Source organism: Streptomyces sp. NRRL B-24484, from assembly GCF_000717715.1.
In the GTDB taxonomy this organism is placed as follows: domain Bacteria; phylum Actinomycetota; class Actinomycetes; order Streptomycetales; family Streptomycetaceae; genus Kitasatospora.
Window position 1 is genome coordinate 210,231 of sequence record NZ_JOAI01000001.1, and the last position, 14,542, is coordinate 224,772.

Sequence of the window (14,542 nt, forward strand, 5' to 3'; positions counted from 1 at the left end):
TCGCCCGGCGGGGCCGTCGAGGGGTGCTCCGACGCGCCGGAGCAGCACGTCGGGCGGGGCGTCGGGGCGGGGCGTCAGGCGGTGGCGAGCAGGCCGCTGCCGAGCCAGCCGTTCTCGTCCGGGACGCCGGGCAGCACGAAGAAGTAGCCGCCGCCGGTGGGCGCGAGGAAGGCGGCCAGCGGCTCGCCGTTCAGCCGCTGCTGGACGGCCTCGAACTGCCGGGCGAGGTCCTGCTGGTAGCAGCAGAACAGCAGCCCCATGTCGAGGTCGCCGGCCCGGTCGACGCCGCGGTCGTAGTTGTAGCCGCGGCGCAGGATCCGCGAGTCGGCGGTGGCGGCCGTGCGCGGGTTGGCGAGCCGGATGTGCGCGTCGAGGGCGATCACCGCACCGGACGGGTCCTTGCCGTACGCCGGGCCGTCCTGCTCGGTCGTGCCGCCGAGCGGTGCGCCGCTGTCGCGGTGCCGGCCGACGATCCGCTCCTGGTCGGCCACCGGCAGGGCGTCCCAGGGTTCGACCCGCATCCGGATGATCCGCAGCACCTGGTAGGTGCCGCCGGCCGCCCAGGCCGGTTCGCCGCCGGCCGCGGCGACCCAGACCAGACCGTCCATCACCCGGTCCGAGCCGGTGTCGGGGTTGGCGATGCCGTCCTTGAAGCCCTGCAGGTTGCGCTGCGCGCCGTCCGGCCGGGACGGGTTCTGGAAGCCGTCGATCCGCCAGGTCGGGCGGAGCGCGCCGCGGGTGTGCCGGGTCAGGTCGCGCAGGGCGTGCAGCACGGTGTCCCGGTTGTCGGCGCAGATCTGCAGCGACAGGTCGCCGTGCAGCTCCGGGCCGAGGTCGTCGCCGGGGAAGGCCGGCATCGGGGCGAGGCGCAGCGGGCGGGCGGCGGCGAGGCCGAACCGGTCGTCGAAGAGCGAGGCGCCGACGCCGACGGTGACGGTCAGTCCGTCGGCGGGGACGTCGGTGCCGAGCAGGCAGGTGTCCGAAGGCGGCTCTCCGGCGCCGGCCGGCGCGGGGGTGCCGCCGGCCGTCAGGAAGCGGATGCGGTCGGTCAGGGTGCGCAGCAGCTGTTCCAGGGCGGGCCGGTCGGGGGCGGTGACCTCGGCGGCGACGAAGGCGGCGAAGCGCTGGGCGGGCGTGGTGACGCCGGCCTGGTGCGGACCGTGGAAGGGGACGGCGTCCCGCCGGACGTCCGTCGCGGCGGCCGCGGGCCCGCCGGTGAGGACCGGTCCGGCGGCGACGGCGGCGCCGGCGGCGAGGGTGGCCTTGACGAAGCTGCGGCGGGCGGGGGCGGCAGTGGTCTGCTCGGTCATCGGGGGCTCCGGTGTCGAACTGCGTCGGGGGGAGCGCGGCAGCCGGCCGTCACGGCCGCTTCGCACACGCCCCAACCGTGCGGCGCCGACCCGCGCGCCGCACCCCGGACGGTCCCCCGATCCGCCGACCGGCCGCACGGGCGGGTCGCCGGGCACGGCCGACGGGAACGGCCGACGGGAACGGCGGGGCGTGACCTCGCCCACCGGTCCGCTCGGCCCGCACGGTCCGTCAGGACACCGCGCGGGAGTCGGCCCAGCTGCCCTCGAACTCCTCGCGGTAGACCTCCAGCAGCCCCGGCTCGGTGCCGCCCGACTCCTGGCCGGCGCCGCCGCGCAGCACGATGGCGGGCGACTCGATGCCGCGGGCGCGCCGCAGGTAGGGCTGGACGATGCCGACGTCCCCGGAGCGGCGGCGGCCGCCGGTCTGGCCGGTGACCCGGGGGCCCTCGACCAGGTAGGCGGTGAAGCGGGGCATCTCGTCGAAGACCCGGATCTCGAAGCCGCCCGGGTCGCGCAGCCGGGCCCGGACCCGCCGCACGTGCATGATGTTCATCTCGACGGACCGCCCGAGCTCGCCCCGGCCGAGGCCGAGTTCCCGCTCGCGCCGGCGCACCGCGCTGCTGGCCGGGTTGAGGAAGAGCAGGCGGACGCGGCAGCCCTCGCCGGCGAGCCGGACCAGCCGCTTGCCGGTGTAGTTCTGGCAGAGCATGCCGAGGCCGATGCCGACCGCGTCGAGCCGCCGGGCGCCGTCGAGCAGGTCCTCGACGGGGAGTTCGCGCTGCAGGCGGACCCGGTCGGCGTGCACGGCGACGACGTCGGCGTAGCGGCCGGCGACGAGTTCCTCGACGACGTCGGCGGGGACGCCGCCGGCGCCGCCGTCGAGCAGGCTGAGCAGCCGGGCGGCGGCGCGCTCGGTCTGGTCGAGGACGGTCTGCGAGAGGCTGCGGTTGCGGGAGACGACGTGCCGGGCGACCTCGAGTTCGTCGAGGGCGAGTTCGACCTCGCGGCGGTCGAGCACGTACGGCTCGAAGCAGGGCCAGTGCTGGACCATGAGTTCGCGCAGCTGGGGCAGGGTGAGGAAGACCAGCGGGTCGTCGTCGGCGGGGTCGAGGAGGTAGCCCTTGCGGCGGCTGACCTCGCGGACGGCGCCGGCCCGCAGCACCCACTCCTCGCCGGCCGGTCCGGCCGCGGCGGTGACCCAGTCCTCGCCGTGGGCGGGGGCGTAGATAGGGCGCAGCGCCTCGTCGACGAGGGCCCGCAGCCGCTGTTCGACGAGGTTGAGCCAGACGTAGGCGCGGCCGGTGAGGCGGACGCGGTGGTAGGCGTGGTCCCATTCGGGGGCGGTCCAGCCGAGCGGGGTGCCGTCGCCGGGGGCCGGTCCGGCGGACCGGCCGGGGAGGCTGGAGCGGATGACGACGGTCGGCGCCTCGCTGCGGCCCGGCTCCGGCCCGTCGAGGCCGTCGCCCCGGCCGTCGGCGGGGAACCCCATGCGCTACCTCACCTCTCGGCCGCCGCTCGTCCCGAGCGCCGGACCGTCAACTGACAGCGTCTCCACCATGGCGGCCTCGGCAGGGCCCGTCTCCGCATGGGTCGGCGGTGCGCGCCGCCGGACGATCAAGGGTACTGCCCGCTCAGGGCGGGACGCAGCCTGTTGACGGCACAACAATGCGGGGAGAGGGCGAGCGACGGCCCCGAGCGCCGGGTTTTCGCGCCACGGACACCCGTTCGGGCGAACAACAGGTGAATGGGTTCGGTCGGCGGGCGGGGGTTGGGGAGTATGCGACGTGTGCCGTACGTGTGCCGTGCGTCACGCCGGGGGCGGCCCGCACATGCCGGGGCCCGCCCACGGGCAGATCCGAGGGAGCGCCAGTTCCCCCACGGAGCAAGGAAGTTGAGGTCCCTCATGCAGGTCTGGCCAGGGCAGCCCTACCCGCTCGGCGCCACGTACGACGGGGCCGGCACCAACTTCGCGGTGTTCTCGGAGAGCGCCGACCGGATCGAGCTGTGCCTGCTGGAGGAGGACGGCTCGGAGACGGCGATCGAGCTCCGGGAGACGGACGCCTTCGTGCGGCACGCGTACCTGCCGGGCGTCCAGCCGGGCCGGCGGTACGGCTTCCGGGTGCACGGCCCGTACAACCCGGGGCTGGGGCAACGGCACAACAGCGCCAAGCTGCTGCTGGACCCGTACGCCAAGGCGATGAGCGGGGACATCGACTGGGACGAGTCGGTCTACGGCTACCACTTCGGCGCCCCGGAGCGCCGCAACGACCTGGACTCGGCCCCGCACACCATGCACTCGGTGGTGATCAACCCGTACTTCGACTGGGGCACCGACCGGCCGCCGCGCACCGACTACCACCGGACGGTGCTGTACGAGGCCCACGTGAAGGGGCTGACCCGGCTGCACCCGGAGATCCCGGAGGAGATCCGCGGCACCTACGCGGCGCTGGCGCACCCCGCGCTGATCGAGCACCTGGCGAAGCTGGGGGTCACCGCGATCGAGCTGATGCCGGTGCACCAGTTCGTCCGGGACCACCGCCTGCGGGACCTGGGGCTGTCGAACTACTGGGGCTACAACACCATCGGCTTCTTCGCGCCGCACGCCTCGTACTCCTCGACGGGGGACCGCGGGCAGCAGGTGCAGGAGTTCAAGTCGATGGTGAAGGCGCTGCACGCGGCGGGGATCGAGGTGATCCTCGACGTGGTGTACAACCACACCGCGGAGGGCAACCACCTGGGCCCGACGCTCTCCTTCCGCGGCCTGGACAACGCCTCGTACTACCGGCCGGCGAAGGACCGCCGGTTCTACGAGGACACCACCGGCACCGGCAACAGCCTGCTGATGCGCAGTCCGCACGTGCTCCAGATGATCATGGATTCGCTGCGGTACTGGGTCACCGAGATGCACGTCGACGGATTCCGCTTCGACCTCGCGGCGACCCTGGCCCGGCAGTTCCACGAGGTCGACCGGCTGTCCTCGTTCTTCGACCTCGTCCAGCAGGACCCGGTCGTCTCGCAGGCCAAGCTGATCGCCGAGCCGTGGGACCTGGGCGAGGGCGGCTACCAGGTCGGCAACTTCCCTCCGCTGTGGACGGAGTGGAACGGCATGTACCGGGACACCGTCCGCGACCTGTGGCGCGGCGAGAACGCCGCCCTGGCCGAGTTCGGCTCCCGGCTGACCGGCTCCTCCGACCTGTACCAGGACGACGGCCGCCGGCCGATCGCCTCGATCAACTTCGTCACCTGCCACGACGGCTTCACCCTGCGCGACCTGGTCTCCTACAACGAGAAGCACAACGAGGCCAACCACGAGGGCAACCGGGACGGCGAGTCGCACAACCGCTCGTGGAACTGCGGCGCCGAGGGCGGGACGGAGGACGAGGCGGTGCTGGAGCTCAGAGCCCGCCAGCAGCGCAACTTCATCGCCACCCTGATGCTCTCCCAGGGCGTGCCGATGCTCGCGCACGGCGACGAGTTCGGCCGCACCCAGCAGGGCAACAACAACGCCTACTGCCAGGACAACGAGCTCACCTGGGTCGACTGGCCGAACGGCGGCGCCGCCGCGCAGCTGCTGGAGTTCACCCAGGGCATGATCTGGCTGCGCCGCGACCACCCGGTCTTCCGCCGCCGCCGCTTCTTCCACGGCCGGCCGGTCTCCGGCACCCACGACGACCTCACCGACATCGCCTGGTTCACCCCCGGCGGCGAGGAGATGACCGACCAGGACTGGAAGACCAGCTACGCGAAGTCGCTGACGGTCTTCCTCAACGGCAACGCGATCTCCGAGCCGGACCGCCGCGGCGGCAAGATCGTCGACGACTCCTTCCTGCTGCTGTTCAACGCGCACTCCGAGCCGCTGGAGTTCACCGTGCCGGCCGGGCACGGCGAGGCCTGGCAGCTGGTCGTGGACACCGCGCAGCCCGTGCTGCCCGCCCGCGGCACCGGCACCCGGGTCAAGGCCGGCGACTCGCTCTGGCTCACCGACCGCTCGCTGATGGTGCTGCAGCGACCCGCGTGACGGCCGGGGCGCGGGGGACGGCCCGGGTGGGCCATTCGTGCCACCCGGGCGATAGCCTCGCCCGGGCCAGGGTAGGGATCACCCCATGACGTCCGCCGCCGCACACCCACCGACGGCCAGTTACCGGCTCCAGCTCCAGCCGGGCTTCACCCTGCGCGACGCCGCCCGCGCCGTGCCGTACCTGGCCGCGCTCGGCGTCTCCCACCTGCACCTGTCCCCGCTGCTGGAGGCCGTCCCCGGCTCCACGCACGGCTACGACACGGTCGACCACAGCCGGATCAGCGAACAGCTCGGCGGTGAGGCGGCGCTGCGCGCGCTGGCGGACGAGGCCCACCGGCACGAGCTGCGGCTGATCGCCGACGTGGTGCCCAACCACATGGCGCTGCCCGTCCCCGAGCAGCTCAACCAGCCGCTCTGGCAGGTGCTGCGGGACGGCCCGGACTCCCGCTTCGCCACCTGGTTCGACATCGACTGGACGGCGCAGCCCGGCCCCTCCGACGCGCCCGGCCGCGGCCGGCTGCTGCTGCCGCTGCTCGGCGACCGGATCGGCGCCGTACGGGACCAGCTGGTGGTGGACGGCGAGGTGCTGCGCTACCACGACCACGCCTTCCCGCTGCGTCCCGGCACCGCGCACCTGCCGCTGCCCGACCTCCTCGACCGCCAGTGGTACCGGCTGGCCTGGTGGCGGCTGGCCAGCAGCGAGCTGAACTACCGGCGGTTCTTCGCGATCAACGACCTGATCGCGGTGCGGGTCGAGGTGCCGGAGGTGTTCCGGGCCACCCACGAGGTGCTGCTGCGGCTGCACGGCGAGGGCGTGCTGGACGGCTTCCGGGTGGACCACCCGGACGGGCTGGCCGACCCGCGCGGCTACCTGCGGCGGCTCGCCGAGGCCACCGGCGGCGCGTACACGGTGGTCGAGAAGATCCTCATCGGCGACGAGCGGCTGCCCGCGGACTGGCCGTGCGCCGGGACCACCGGCTACGACGCGCTGCGCCGGATCGACGGGGTGCTCACCGACCACGCGGGCGCCGAGCGGCTGGTCGCGGCCTACCAGCGGGACGTCGCCGACCGGACGACCGCGGCCGGGGCCGCGCTGCGCGGGCGGGCCGAGCTGACCGTCCCGGAGGGCGAGCTGGCGGCCGAGGTGGACCGGCTGCTGCGGCTGGTGCGGCGGATCGGCGCCGCCGACAGCTCGCTCGCGGACCACCCGCAGCCCGCGCTGCGCGACGCCCTGTGCGCCCTGCTCACCGAGCACCCGGTGTACCGGCCGTACGTGGTGCCGGGCGAGGAGCCCCCGCCGGAGGCCGTCGCGCACCTGGCGGGCGGCGCCGAGGGCACCGCGGACCGGCTGCTGCGCGACCTGGCGCTCGGCCGGCGCGGCCGCAGCCCGGAGAAGGACGAGTTCTGCCGCCGGTTCGCCCAGACCACCTCGGCGGTGGCCGCCAAGGGCGTCGAGGACACCGCCTTCTACCGGTGGAACGCGCTGGTCTCGCTGAACGAGGTAGGCGGCGACCCCGGCCGGCCCGGCATCGGCCCGGCCGCCTTCCACCGCTGGTGCGCCGACCGGGAGCGGGACCGGCCGACCGGCATGACGGTGCTCTCCACCCACGACACCAAGCGCAGCGCGGACGCCCGGGCCCGGCTCGCGGTGCTCGCCGAACTGCCGGACGCCTGGGCAGCCGAGTGCGCGGCCTGGACGGCCGCCGCCGGGCCCTGCCCGGACCGCAGCACCGCCTGGCTGCTCTGGCAGACCCTGGTCGCAGCCTGGCCGATCGGAGAGGAGCGGCTCGTCCAGGTGGTGCTGAAGTCCGCCCGGGAGGCGAAGCTGCGCACCTCCTGGACGGCCCCCGACGAGACCTTCGAGCGGGTGCTGACGGCGTACGCGCGCGGTGCGCTCGCCAATGCCGGGCTCTGTCCGCGGATCGCCGGCTTCGTGCAGCTGCTCGCCCCGTACGCGCGCTGCAACACGCTCGCCTCGGCGCTGCTGCACCTGACCGTGCCCGGGGTGCCGGACCTGTACCAGGGCAGCGAGGAGCCGCTGCACACGCTGGTCGACCCGGACAACCGGGCACCGGTGGACCTCGGGGCGCTGGCGGTGCGGCTGACCGACTCGGCGACCGACCGCGGCGCGGACCTCGCCCGCGAGAAGCTCCACCTCACCACCACCGCCCTGCACCTGCGGCGCGACGTGCCGCTCGGCCCGTACCGGCCGCTGGAGGCCACCGGCCGGACGGCGGCGCACCTGCTCGCCTTCTTCCGCGGCCCGCGGGTGATCACCGCGGTGACCCGGCTGCCGTACGGCCTGCAGCGGGCCGGCGGCTGGGGCGACACCGTGCTGGAGCTGCCCGAGGGCCGCTGGACGGACGAACTGACCGGGCGGCACTACGAGGCCGGCCCGCTGCCGGTCTCCTGGCTGCTGGAGCGCCACCCGGTCGCACTGCTCACGGAGGGCCGTTGACCACGTACCGCGTATGGGCACCCGAGGCGGACATGGTGGAGGTGGAGGTCGACGGGCGGCCGCACCCGATGGCCCGCGAGGGCGACGGGTCGAGCGGCTGGTGGCAGGGCGAGGCGCCGGACGGCGACTACGGCTTCCGGCTGGACGGCGGCCGGGCGCTGCCCGACCCGCGCTCCCCGCGGCAGCCGGACGGCCCGGACGGACTGAGCCGGGCCGTCGACCACGCCGCCTTCCGCTGGTCGGACACCCCCTGGCGGGGCCGTCCGCTGCCCGGCAGCGTGCTGTACGAGCTGCACGTGGGCACCTTCACCCCCGCCGGGACCTTCGAGGCGGCGGCGGAGCGGCTGGACCACCTGGTCGACCTGGGCGTGGACTTCGTCGAACTGATGCCGGTCTGCCCGTTCCCCGGCCGGTACGGCTGGGGCTACGACGGGGTGTCGCTCTGGGCGGTGCACGAGCCGTACGGCGGGCCCGACGGGCTGAAGCGGTTCGTCGACGCGGCGCACCGCAAGGGCCTCGGCGTCGTCCTCGACGTGGTGCACAACCACCTCGGCCCGTCCGGCAACTACCTCCCGGTGTACGGGCCGTACTTCACCGACCGGCACCACACACCGTGGGGCTCGGCGGTCAACCTGGACGCGCCCGGCTCCGACGAGGTCCGGCGCTACCTGATCGGCAGCGCGCTGGCCTGGCTGCGGGACTACCGGATCGACGGGCTGCGGCTGGACGCGGTGCACGCCCTCGCCGACGACCGGGCGCTGCACTTCCTGGAGGAACTCGCCGTCGAGGTCGAGAAGCTGGCGGACGCCACCGGGCGGCCGCTGTTCCTGGTCGCCGAGTCCGACCTCAACGACCCGCGCACCACGGCGCCCCGGCAGGCCGGCGGCCTCGGCCTCACCGCCCAGTGGAGCGACGACTTCCACCACGCCCTGCACACCCTGCTGACCGCCGAGTCCGGCGGCTACTACGCGGACTTCGCCGCCGAGCCGTACGCGGCCTGCGCCAAGGCGCTGACCCGGGGCTTCTTCCACGACGGCGGCTGGTCGTCCTTCCGCGGCCGCTCGCACGGCCGGCCGTTCCCCACCGCGTACGGGCACCGGCTGCTCGGCTACGCGCAGACCCACGACCAGGTCGGCAACCGGGCGGCCGGCGACCGGCTCTCGGCGACCCTCTCCCCCGGACGGCTGGCCGCGGGTGCGGCGCTGGTGCTCACCTCGCCGTTCACCCCGATGCTGTTCATGGGCGAGGAGTGGGGGGCGAGCACCCCCTGGCAGTACTTCACCGACCACACCGACCCGGACCTCGCCGAGGCCGTCCGGCAGGGCAGGCGGCGGGAGTTCGCCGCGCACGGCTGGCAGCCCGAGGACGTGCCCGACCCGCAGGCCCGCTCGACCGTGCTCGGCTCCACCCTCACCTGGGCCGAGCGCGTCCAGGAGCCGCACGCCGGCCTGCTCGACTGGTACCGGCGGCTGATCCGGCTGCGCCGTACCCACCCCGAACTCACCGACCCGGACCTCGGCGCCGTCCGGGTCGAGCACGACGCCGCAGACCAGTGGCTGGTGGTGCACCGCGGCCCGTTCCGGGTGGTCGTCCACCTCGGCACCGGCGGCCCCCGGCGGATCACCCTGGACCGGCCCTACACCCGGACCTCGGCCCTGTACGGCGACTGCTGGCCCGAGTCCGACGGCTCCCTGCACCTGGCGGCGGAGTCGACCGCGGTCGTCCGGGTCGACTAGACCCTCGCACGGTCCCGGCGCGCACCGGGCCCGTTCGTCCGCCCGCGGCTCCGGGAGAAGGACCCCGGGCGACTCGCAGCGGGGTCGTGATCACCAGGGCACGACGCCGTCGTCCTCGAAGAACGAACCGGTCGGGCCGCCGTCGGGCAGCGTGGCGAGCCGGATCGCGGTGGCCGCGCCCTGTTCGGGAGTCCGGGGGCCGTGGAAGCCGGTGAAGTCGGTGGCGACCAGGCCCGGGCAGGTGGCGTTGATCAGGATGTCCGTACCGGCGAACTGCCGGGCGTACTGCAGGGTGAGGGCGTTGAGGAAGGACTTCGACGGCGCGTAGGCCGCCATGATCGGGCCGACCTCGACGTCCGGGTCCGCCTGCCGGGTCAGGGAGCCGACGCTGCTGGAGACGTTGACGATGCGCGGCGAGGCCGAGCGCCGCAGCAGCGGCAGCATCGCGTTGGTCACCCGGACGACACCCATCACATTGGTGTCCACGACCGTGCGGAGCACCTCCAGGTCGAGCACGGTCGGGTCCTGCACCCACCCCGGACCCATCTCGCCGGGGATGCCGGCGTTGTTGACCAGGGCGTCCAGGCGTCCTGCCAGTCGTTCGACCAGGTCCGCGGCATCGGTGACGCTCCGGTCGTCGGTCACGTCCAGCGGCACCTCGAAGGCGTCCACGCCGACGGCGCGCAGCTTCCCGACGGCGGTTTCGCGTCGGGCCGCGTCACGGGCTCCCACGCCCACGCGGTACCCGAGGCGGCCCAGCCCGGCCGCGATCTCGTACCCGATGCCCTTGTTCGCGCCGGTCACCAGCGCGATCATCGTTTCGCTCATGCCGATGATGGTGGCTCGCGGCCCGGTGGCGCGGCCAACACCGATACGGTGCCCTGTCATACCCGCCGGGTATCACCGCGTAGGCTGCGGCCGTGGACACCCTGGAAACCGCACTGGAAACCCGCGAGTTGAAGTACTTCGTGGCCGTCGCCGAGGAGCTGCACTTCGGGCGCGCCGCCGAACGCCTCGGCATGGCCCAGCCGCCGCTGTCGCGGGCGATCCAGCAGCTCGAACGGCGCCTCGGGGTCTGCCTGCTGGAACGCGACCGCCGCGGTGTCCGCCTGACCGGTGCCGGAGCGGTGCTGTTGCAGGAGGGCCGGGCGGCCCTCGACGCGACCGCTGCCGCCGCCCGCCGCACCCGGCGCGCCGGGGGTGCCGACAGCCCCGGCGGCCCCCGCGAACGGCTGGTCCTCGCGGTGAAGGCCGCCGCCTCCCACGAGCTGCTGCGGACGCTCCTCGCCGCCTACGCGGTCGAGCCCGGCAGCGCCGAGGTCGAGGTGCTGCTGTGCGGCATGTGCGAGCAGGAGGAGCTCCTGCGCGACGGACGTGCCGATGTCGCGCTGATGCACACGCCGTGGAACTCCCTCGCCGGCTTCGACAGCGAGGCACTCACGACCGAGGGGCAGGTCGCCCTCCTGCCTGCCGGGCACCCGCTGGCCGCCCGCGAGACCCTGTCCCTGGCCGACATCAGGGACGTACCCGATCTGCCGCTCGCCCGCTGGCCCACCCACGGCACCTACGCCCCCGGGCCGGGCCCGGAGATCCACAACCAGACGCAACTGGCCCAACTGACCGCCCTCGGACGCACCGTGGCGGTCGTCCCCGACTCCTCCCGCTCCTGGCTGTGGGCCGAGCACGCGGCCGTCCCCCTGACCGACGCGCCTCCCGTCGTGACCCACATCGCCTGGCCCGCGCACAGCCGCTCGCTGGCCCTGGCCGGCCTGGTCCGCACGGCGACGCGGCTGTGACCGGGACGCGAAGCCCGTCGAGTGCGCCTACTCCGGCTTGCAGACGATGAAGTGCTTGTACGGGTGGCGGCCCGGGCGGTCGCCGATCTCGCGGCAGGCGGCCTGCAGGTCGTGCAGGTCGGCGACGGAGAGCTCCAGCGGGGGCTCGTCCGGCTGGAAGGTCCAGCCGAGCGGGTAGTCGGTGCCCGGCTCGGTGGTCATCTCGATGTGGCAGCCGAGCACGTGGGTGACCTCGTGGGTGGCGGTGAACTCCACCAGGCGGTCGACGGTGCGCACGAAGGCCGGCCAGTCGGCGACGTACAGCCGGCCCGGGTAGACGGTGTCGCCGGTGAGCAGGAAGCCCGTCCGCGGGTCGTGGTAGGTGACCGAGGCCGCGTGGTGGCCCGGGGTGGCGAGGCACTCCAGCACCCGCCCGCCGAGGTCCAGCTGCCGGCTCTCCTCGCCCTGGAAGCCGAACCAGGCGAGCGCCTCGCCGGCCGGCACCAGTTCGGTGTCCGGCCGGTCCGCGAACTGGCCGTCGCCCGCCGTGTGGTCGCCGTGCCCGTGGCTGTGCAGCACCAGCAGCGGCAGGCCCGGGCTGCGCTCCTCGATCAGCTCGTCGACGGTGCGGCGCAGCGGCAGGTGCGCCGGGTCGGCGGTGGCGCCGGTGTCGATCAGCACGGCCCGCTCGGTGCCGAACAGCAGGTAGAGGAACGGCGCCTCGTAGTGGACGGCCTTGTTCTGCCGCAGGATGTACGTCGCCTCGTCGACCCGGTGGACCTGCAGGTCGGGGTCGGTGTTGTGCTTCGAGGACGTCGATCCGTGGATCCAGCGGACGTCCAGCGGTGTGCGGTGCTGCGTGTTCATGGCATCCCCCTTCGTCCGCGAAGCTACCAGGGGTCGGGCGTGTTCAGCGGAGGAAGGCGGTGATCCGGGTGCGCAGGCCGGCCGCGTCGAGGCCGTAGGCGGCGAGGTGCTCCGGGATCGAGCCGTAGTGGCGGTGCTCCTCGCGCGGGACGCCGAGGCCGAGGACCCGGTGCGGCAGGTCGGCGAGGGCGTCGTGGGCGGCGGTCGCGGAGGTGCCGGCGAGGTAGGGCTCGACGAGGACGACGTCGGGCCGCTCGCCCGCGGCGGCCCGCAGTCCGGCGGCGTCGAAGGGGCGGACGGTGGCCGCGTACAGCACGGTGAGGTCCAGGCCCTCGGTGGCCGCCAGGACGGCGTCGAGCATCGGGCCGACGGCGACGACCGTGCCGCGGCGGCCGGTGCGGACGGGCAGCAGCCGGCCGGGCTCGACCGGGCGGGCGGTGTCGTTGCGGTGGGCGGAGAGCCGCAGGTAGACGAGGCTGTCGCCGTCGGCGGCGGCGTGCCGCAGCAGGGTCTCGGCCTCGTCGGGGTGGCCGGGCACGTGGACCGTCCAGCCGGGCAGGGTGTCGAGCAGGGCGACGTCCCCGGGCGCCATGTGGGTGCGGCCGCCGGCCGGCCAGTCGTACGAGCCGGCGGCGCTGACCAGCACGGCGCCGACGCCCTGGTGGACGAGGTCGAGCTTGACCTGCTCCCAGGGGCGTTCGATCAGGAAGCTGGCGAAGGTGTGGGCGATCGGGCGCAGTCCGGTGAGGGCGAGTCCGGCGGTGACGCCGATCTGCAGCTGCTCGCGGATGCCGACGTTGACCACCCGGTCGGGGTGACGGGCGGCCGCCGGGCGGAAGGAGTCGGCGCCGATGTCGGCGAGGACGACGGCGAGCCGCGGGTCGTGGTCGAGGAGTTCGGTGGTGACGGCGGCGAAGCGCTCGCGCATGGTCTCCATGGCGGGGGCCTTTCTCGGGGCGGGGTGTCCGGGGCTCGGGTTCGGATCTCGGGTTCAGTGCCGGGTTCAGTACTCGGGTTCAGTACTCGGGTTCAGTACTTGGGTTCGACGCGGGCGACGACGGCGTGCGGGCGGCCGGGGTGCGGGGCGGTGAACGCGGCGTGCAGGGCCTCGTGGTCGCGGCCGTCCACGGTGGCGGTGGACCAGCCCTCGACGGCGAAGCGGGCCTCGATGGCGCCGCGCCGGCCGTGGGTGGCGGAGGAGTTGTCGATCACCACGGTGTGCAGCCGGTCCAGGCCGGTGGCGCCGGCGAAGGCGATCGCCTCGTGGTTGCTGCCCTCGTCCAGTTCGGCGTCGCCGACCAGCACCCAGACCGCCGGGTCGGTCAGGCCCTGGGCGCGCAGGCCGAGCGCGGTCCCGGCGGCGAGCGGCAGGCCGTGGCCGAGCGAGCCGGAGGCGATCTCGGCGCCGGGCACCAGCATCCGGTCCGGGTGGTGGCCGAGCGGCGAGTGGTAGCCGCCGAAGCCCGGCAGGACGGACGCGTCGAGGAACCCCTTGGCGGTGAGGACGGCGTAGTAGGCCATCGGGCCGTGGCCCTTGGAGAGCAGGAAGCGGTCCCGGTCCGGGTCGTCGGCGGTGGCCGGGCCGACCCGCAGCACGCGGTCGTAGAGCACCCAGAGGGCGTCCAGGGTGGAGGTGGCGGCGGGCCCGTGCTTCTCGTCGCCGGTCATCAGGGCCATCAGGGCGGGCAGGTCGGCGAAGGCGTACGGCCGCTGCCCGGTGGTTGCGGTGGTCATGCCGACAAGCCTGCAAGTTGAAGTCGACTTCAGGTCAAGCGGCTATCCTCGGCCGCATGGGACCGACCCGCCACGACCTGCTGACCATCGGCCAGCTCTCCGCCCGCAGCGGCCTGGCCACGTCCGCGCTGCGCTACTACGAGCGGATGGGGCTGATCCATGCCGAGCGGACGGCCGGCAACCAGCGCCGCTACGCGCGGTCCACGCTGCGGCGGGTCGCCTTCGTCCGGGCGGCGCAGCGGGTCGGCCTGTCCTTGGAGGAGGCCCGCACCACACTCGACCGGCTGCCGGAGGAGCGGGCGCCGAGCACCGCCGAGTGGGGCGAGGTGGCTGCCACCTGGCACGAGCGGATCGACCGGCAGATCGAGGAACTCCAGCTGCTGAAGCGTAAGTTGACCGGCTGTATCGGCTGCGGCTGCCTGTCGCTGTCGCGCTGCGCGCTGTACAACGCGGGTGACCGGGCGGCGGCGGCCGGGCCGGGTGCGCGGTACCTGCTGGGCGACCCGCCGGCCGGCAGGGCCTGACGACGCGTCGCTCCCGGTACGCACCGCCGCCGCGAAGGCCGGGGCCGGATCGGGCGTTCGGCCGCTGGAGGCACGTGCCGCCCGTCTATGCTGCCCCGGTGAGAGTCGAACGGCTGCGGG

General features: G+C 74.4%; 11 protein-coding genes. 5 read left to right on the forward strand and 6 right to left on the reverse strand.

Annotated features, from left to right (window positions below):
- Positions 1-74 precede the first annotated feature (74 nt).
- Together efeB and IE98_RS0100950 are read right to left on the reverse strand one after the other, a co-directional pair.
- The gene (gene efeB / locus IE98_RS0100945) at positions 75-1,310 is read right to left on the reverse strand and encodes an iron uptake transporter deferrochelatase/peroxidase subunit (RefSeq protein WP_030262394.1); all 1,236 of its coding nucleotides are present in this window, start codon (positions 1,308-1,310) and stop codon (positions 75-77) included.
- A gap of 229 nt (positions 1,311-1,539) precedes the next feature.
- Positions 1,540-2,799, reverse strand: coding sequence for an SAV2148 family HEPN domain-containing protein (locus tag IE98_RS0100950; protein WP_030262397.1), 1,260 nt, complete (start codon positions 2,797-2,799; stop codon positions 1,540-1,542).
- 414 nt (positions 2,800-3,213) lie between these two features.
- On the opposite strand from IE98_RS0100950, the gene glgX reads away from it, so the two are divergent.
- The 3 genes from glgX to treZ all read left to right on the forward strand — a co-directional run bounded on the left by glgX (position 3,214) and on the right by treZ (position 9,522).
- Positions 3,214-5,328, forward strand: a complete 2,115-nt coding sequence (gene glgX / locus IE98_RS0100955; RefSeq protein ID WP_030262400.1) for a glycogen debranching protein GlgX — start codon at positions 3,214-3,216, stop codon at positions 5,326-5,328.
- An 85-nt stretch (positions 5,329-5,413) separates the two neighbouring features.
- Positions 5,414-7,786, forward strand: coding sequence for a malto-oligosyltrehalose synthase (gene treY / locus IE98_RS0100960; RefSeq protein ID WP_030262403.1), 2,373 nt, complete (start codon positions 5,414-5,416; stop codon positions 7,784-7,786).
- Positions 7,783-9,522: a malto-oligosyltrehalose trehalohydrolase gene (gene treZ, locus IE98_RS0100965; protein WP_267882307.1), complete on the forward strand. Its 1,740-nt coding sequence runs from the start codon at positions 7,783-7,785 to the stop codon at positions 9,520-9,522. Before treY ends, treZ begins: the two co-directional genes overlap by 4 nt.
- Before the next feature lie 90 nt (positions 9,523-9,612).
- Here treZ and IE98_RS0100970 read toward each other — a convergent pair whose 3' ends face one another.
- A complete protein-coding gene (locus tag IE98_RS0100970) occupies positions 9,613-10,350 on the reverse strand; it encodes an SDR family oxidoreductase (RefSeq protein WP_030262408.1) in 738 nt (245 codons plus the stop codon).
- Between the two features lie 92 nt (positions 10,351-10,442).
- On the opposite strand from IE98_RS0100970, the gene IE98_RS0100975 reads away from it, so the two are divergent.
- The gene (locus IE98_RS0100975; protein WP_043173182.1) at positions 10,443-11,318 is read left to right on the forward strand and encodes a LysR family transcriptional regulator; all 876 of its coding nucleotides are present in this window, start codon (positions 10,443-10,445) and stop codon (positions 11,316-11,318) included.
- Between the two features lie 27 nt (positions 11,319-11,345).
- On the opposite strand, the gene IE98_RS0100980 is transcribed toward IE98_RS0100975, so the two are convergent.
- From IE98_RS0100980 to IE98_RS0100990, 3 genes are all read right to left on the reverse strand, one after another.
- Positions 11,346-12,164 (reverse strand): MBL fold metallo-hydrolase, encoded by an 819-nt coding sequence (locus IE98_RS0100980; protein ID WP_030262414.1) that lies wholly within the window; start codon positions 12,162-12,164, stop codon positions 11,346-11,348.
- Positions 12,165-12,207: 43 nt separating this feature from the next.
- Entirely contained in the window at positions 12,208-13,101 is an 894-nt protein-coding gene (locus IE98_RS0100985; RefSeq protein ID WP_030262417.1) for a transketolase family protein, read from the reverse strand.
- A gap of 92 nt (positions 13,102-13,193) precedes the next feature.
- Entirely contained in the window at positions 13,194-13,898 is a 705-nt protein-coding gene (locus IE98_RS0100990; protein WP_030262420.1) for a transketolase, read from the reverse strand.
- 56 nt (positions 13,899-13,954) lie between these two features.
- Here IE98_RS0100990 and soxR point away from each other — a divergent pair, with 56 nt between their 5' ends.
- A complete protein-coding gene (gene soxR / locus IE98_RS0100995) occupies positions 13,955-14,422 on the forward strand; it encodes a redox-sensitive transcriptional activator SoxR (protein ID WP_030262426.1) in 468 nt (155 codons plus the stop codon).
- Positions 14,423-14,542 lie beyond the last annotated feature (120 nt).

Coding starts and splice junctions, on each gene's coding strand:
- efeB (WP_030262394.1), bottom strand. CDS start 1,310: ATGACCGAGCAGACCACTGCCGCCCCCGCCCGCCGCAGCTTCGTCAAG.
- IE98_RS0100950 (WP_030262397.1), bottom strand. CDS start 2,799: ATGGGGTTCCCCGCCGACGGCCGGGGCGACGGCCTCGACGGGCCGGAG.
- treY (WP_030262403.1), top strand. CDS start 5,414: ATGACGTCCGCCGCCGCACACCCACCGACGGCCAGTTACCGGCTCCAG.
- IE98_RS0100980 (WP_030262414.1), bottom strand. CDS start 12,164: ATGAACACGCAGCACCGCACACCGCTGGACGTCCGCTGGATCCACGGA.
- IE98_RS0100985 (WP_030262417.1), bottom strand. CDS start 13,101: ATGGAGACCATGCGCGAGCGCTTCGCCGCCGTCACCACCGAACTCCTC.
- glgX (WP_030262400.1), top strand. CDS start 3,214: ATGCAGGTCTGGCCAGGGCAGCCCTACCCGCTCGGCGCCACGTACGAC.
- IE98_RS0100970 (WP_030262408.1), bottom strand. CDS start 10,350: ATGAGCGAAACGATGATCGCGCTGGTGACCGGCGCGAACAAGGGCATC.
- IE98_RS0100990 (WP_030262420.1), bottom strand. CDS start 13,898: ATGACCACCGCAACCACCGGGCAGCGGCCGTACGCCTTCGCCGACCTG.
- soxR (WP_030262426.1), top strand. CDS start 13,955: ATGGGACCGACCCGCCACGACCTGCTGACCATCGGCCAGCTCTCCGCC.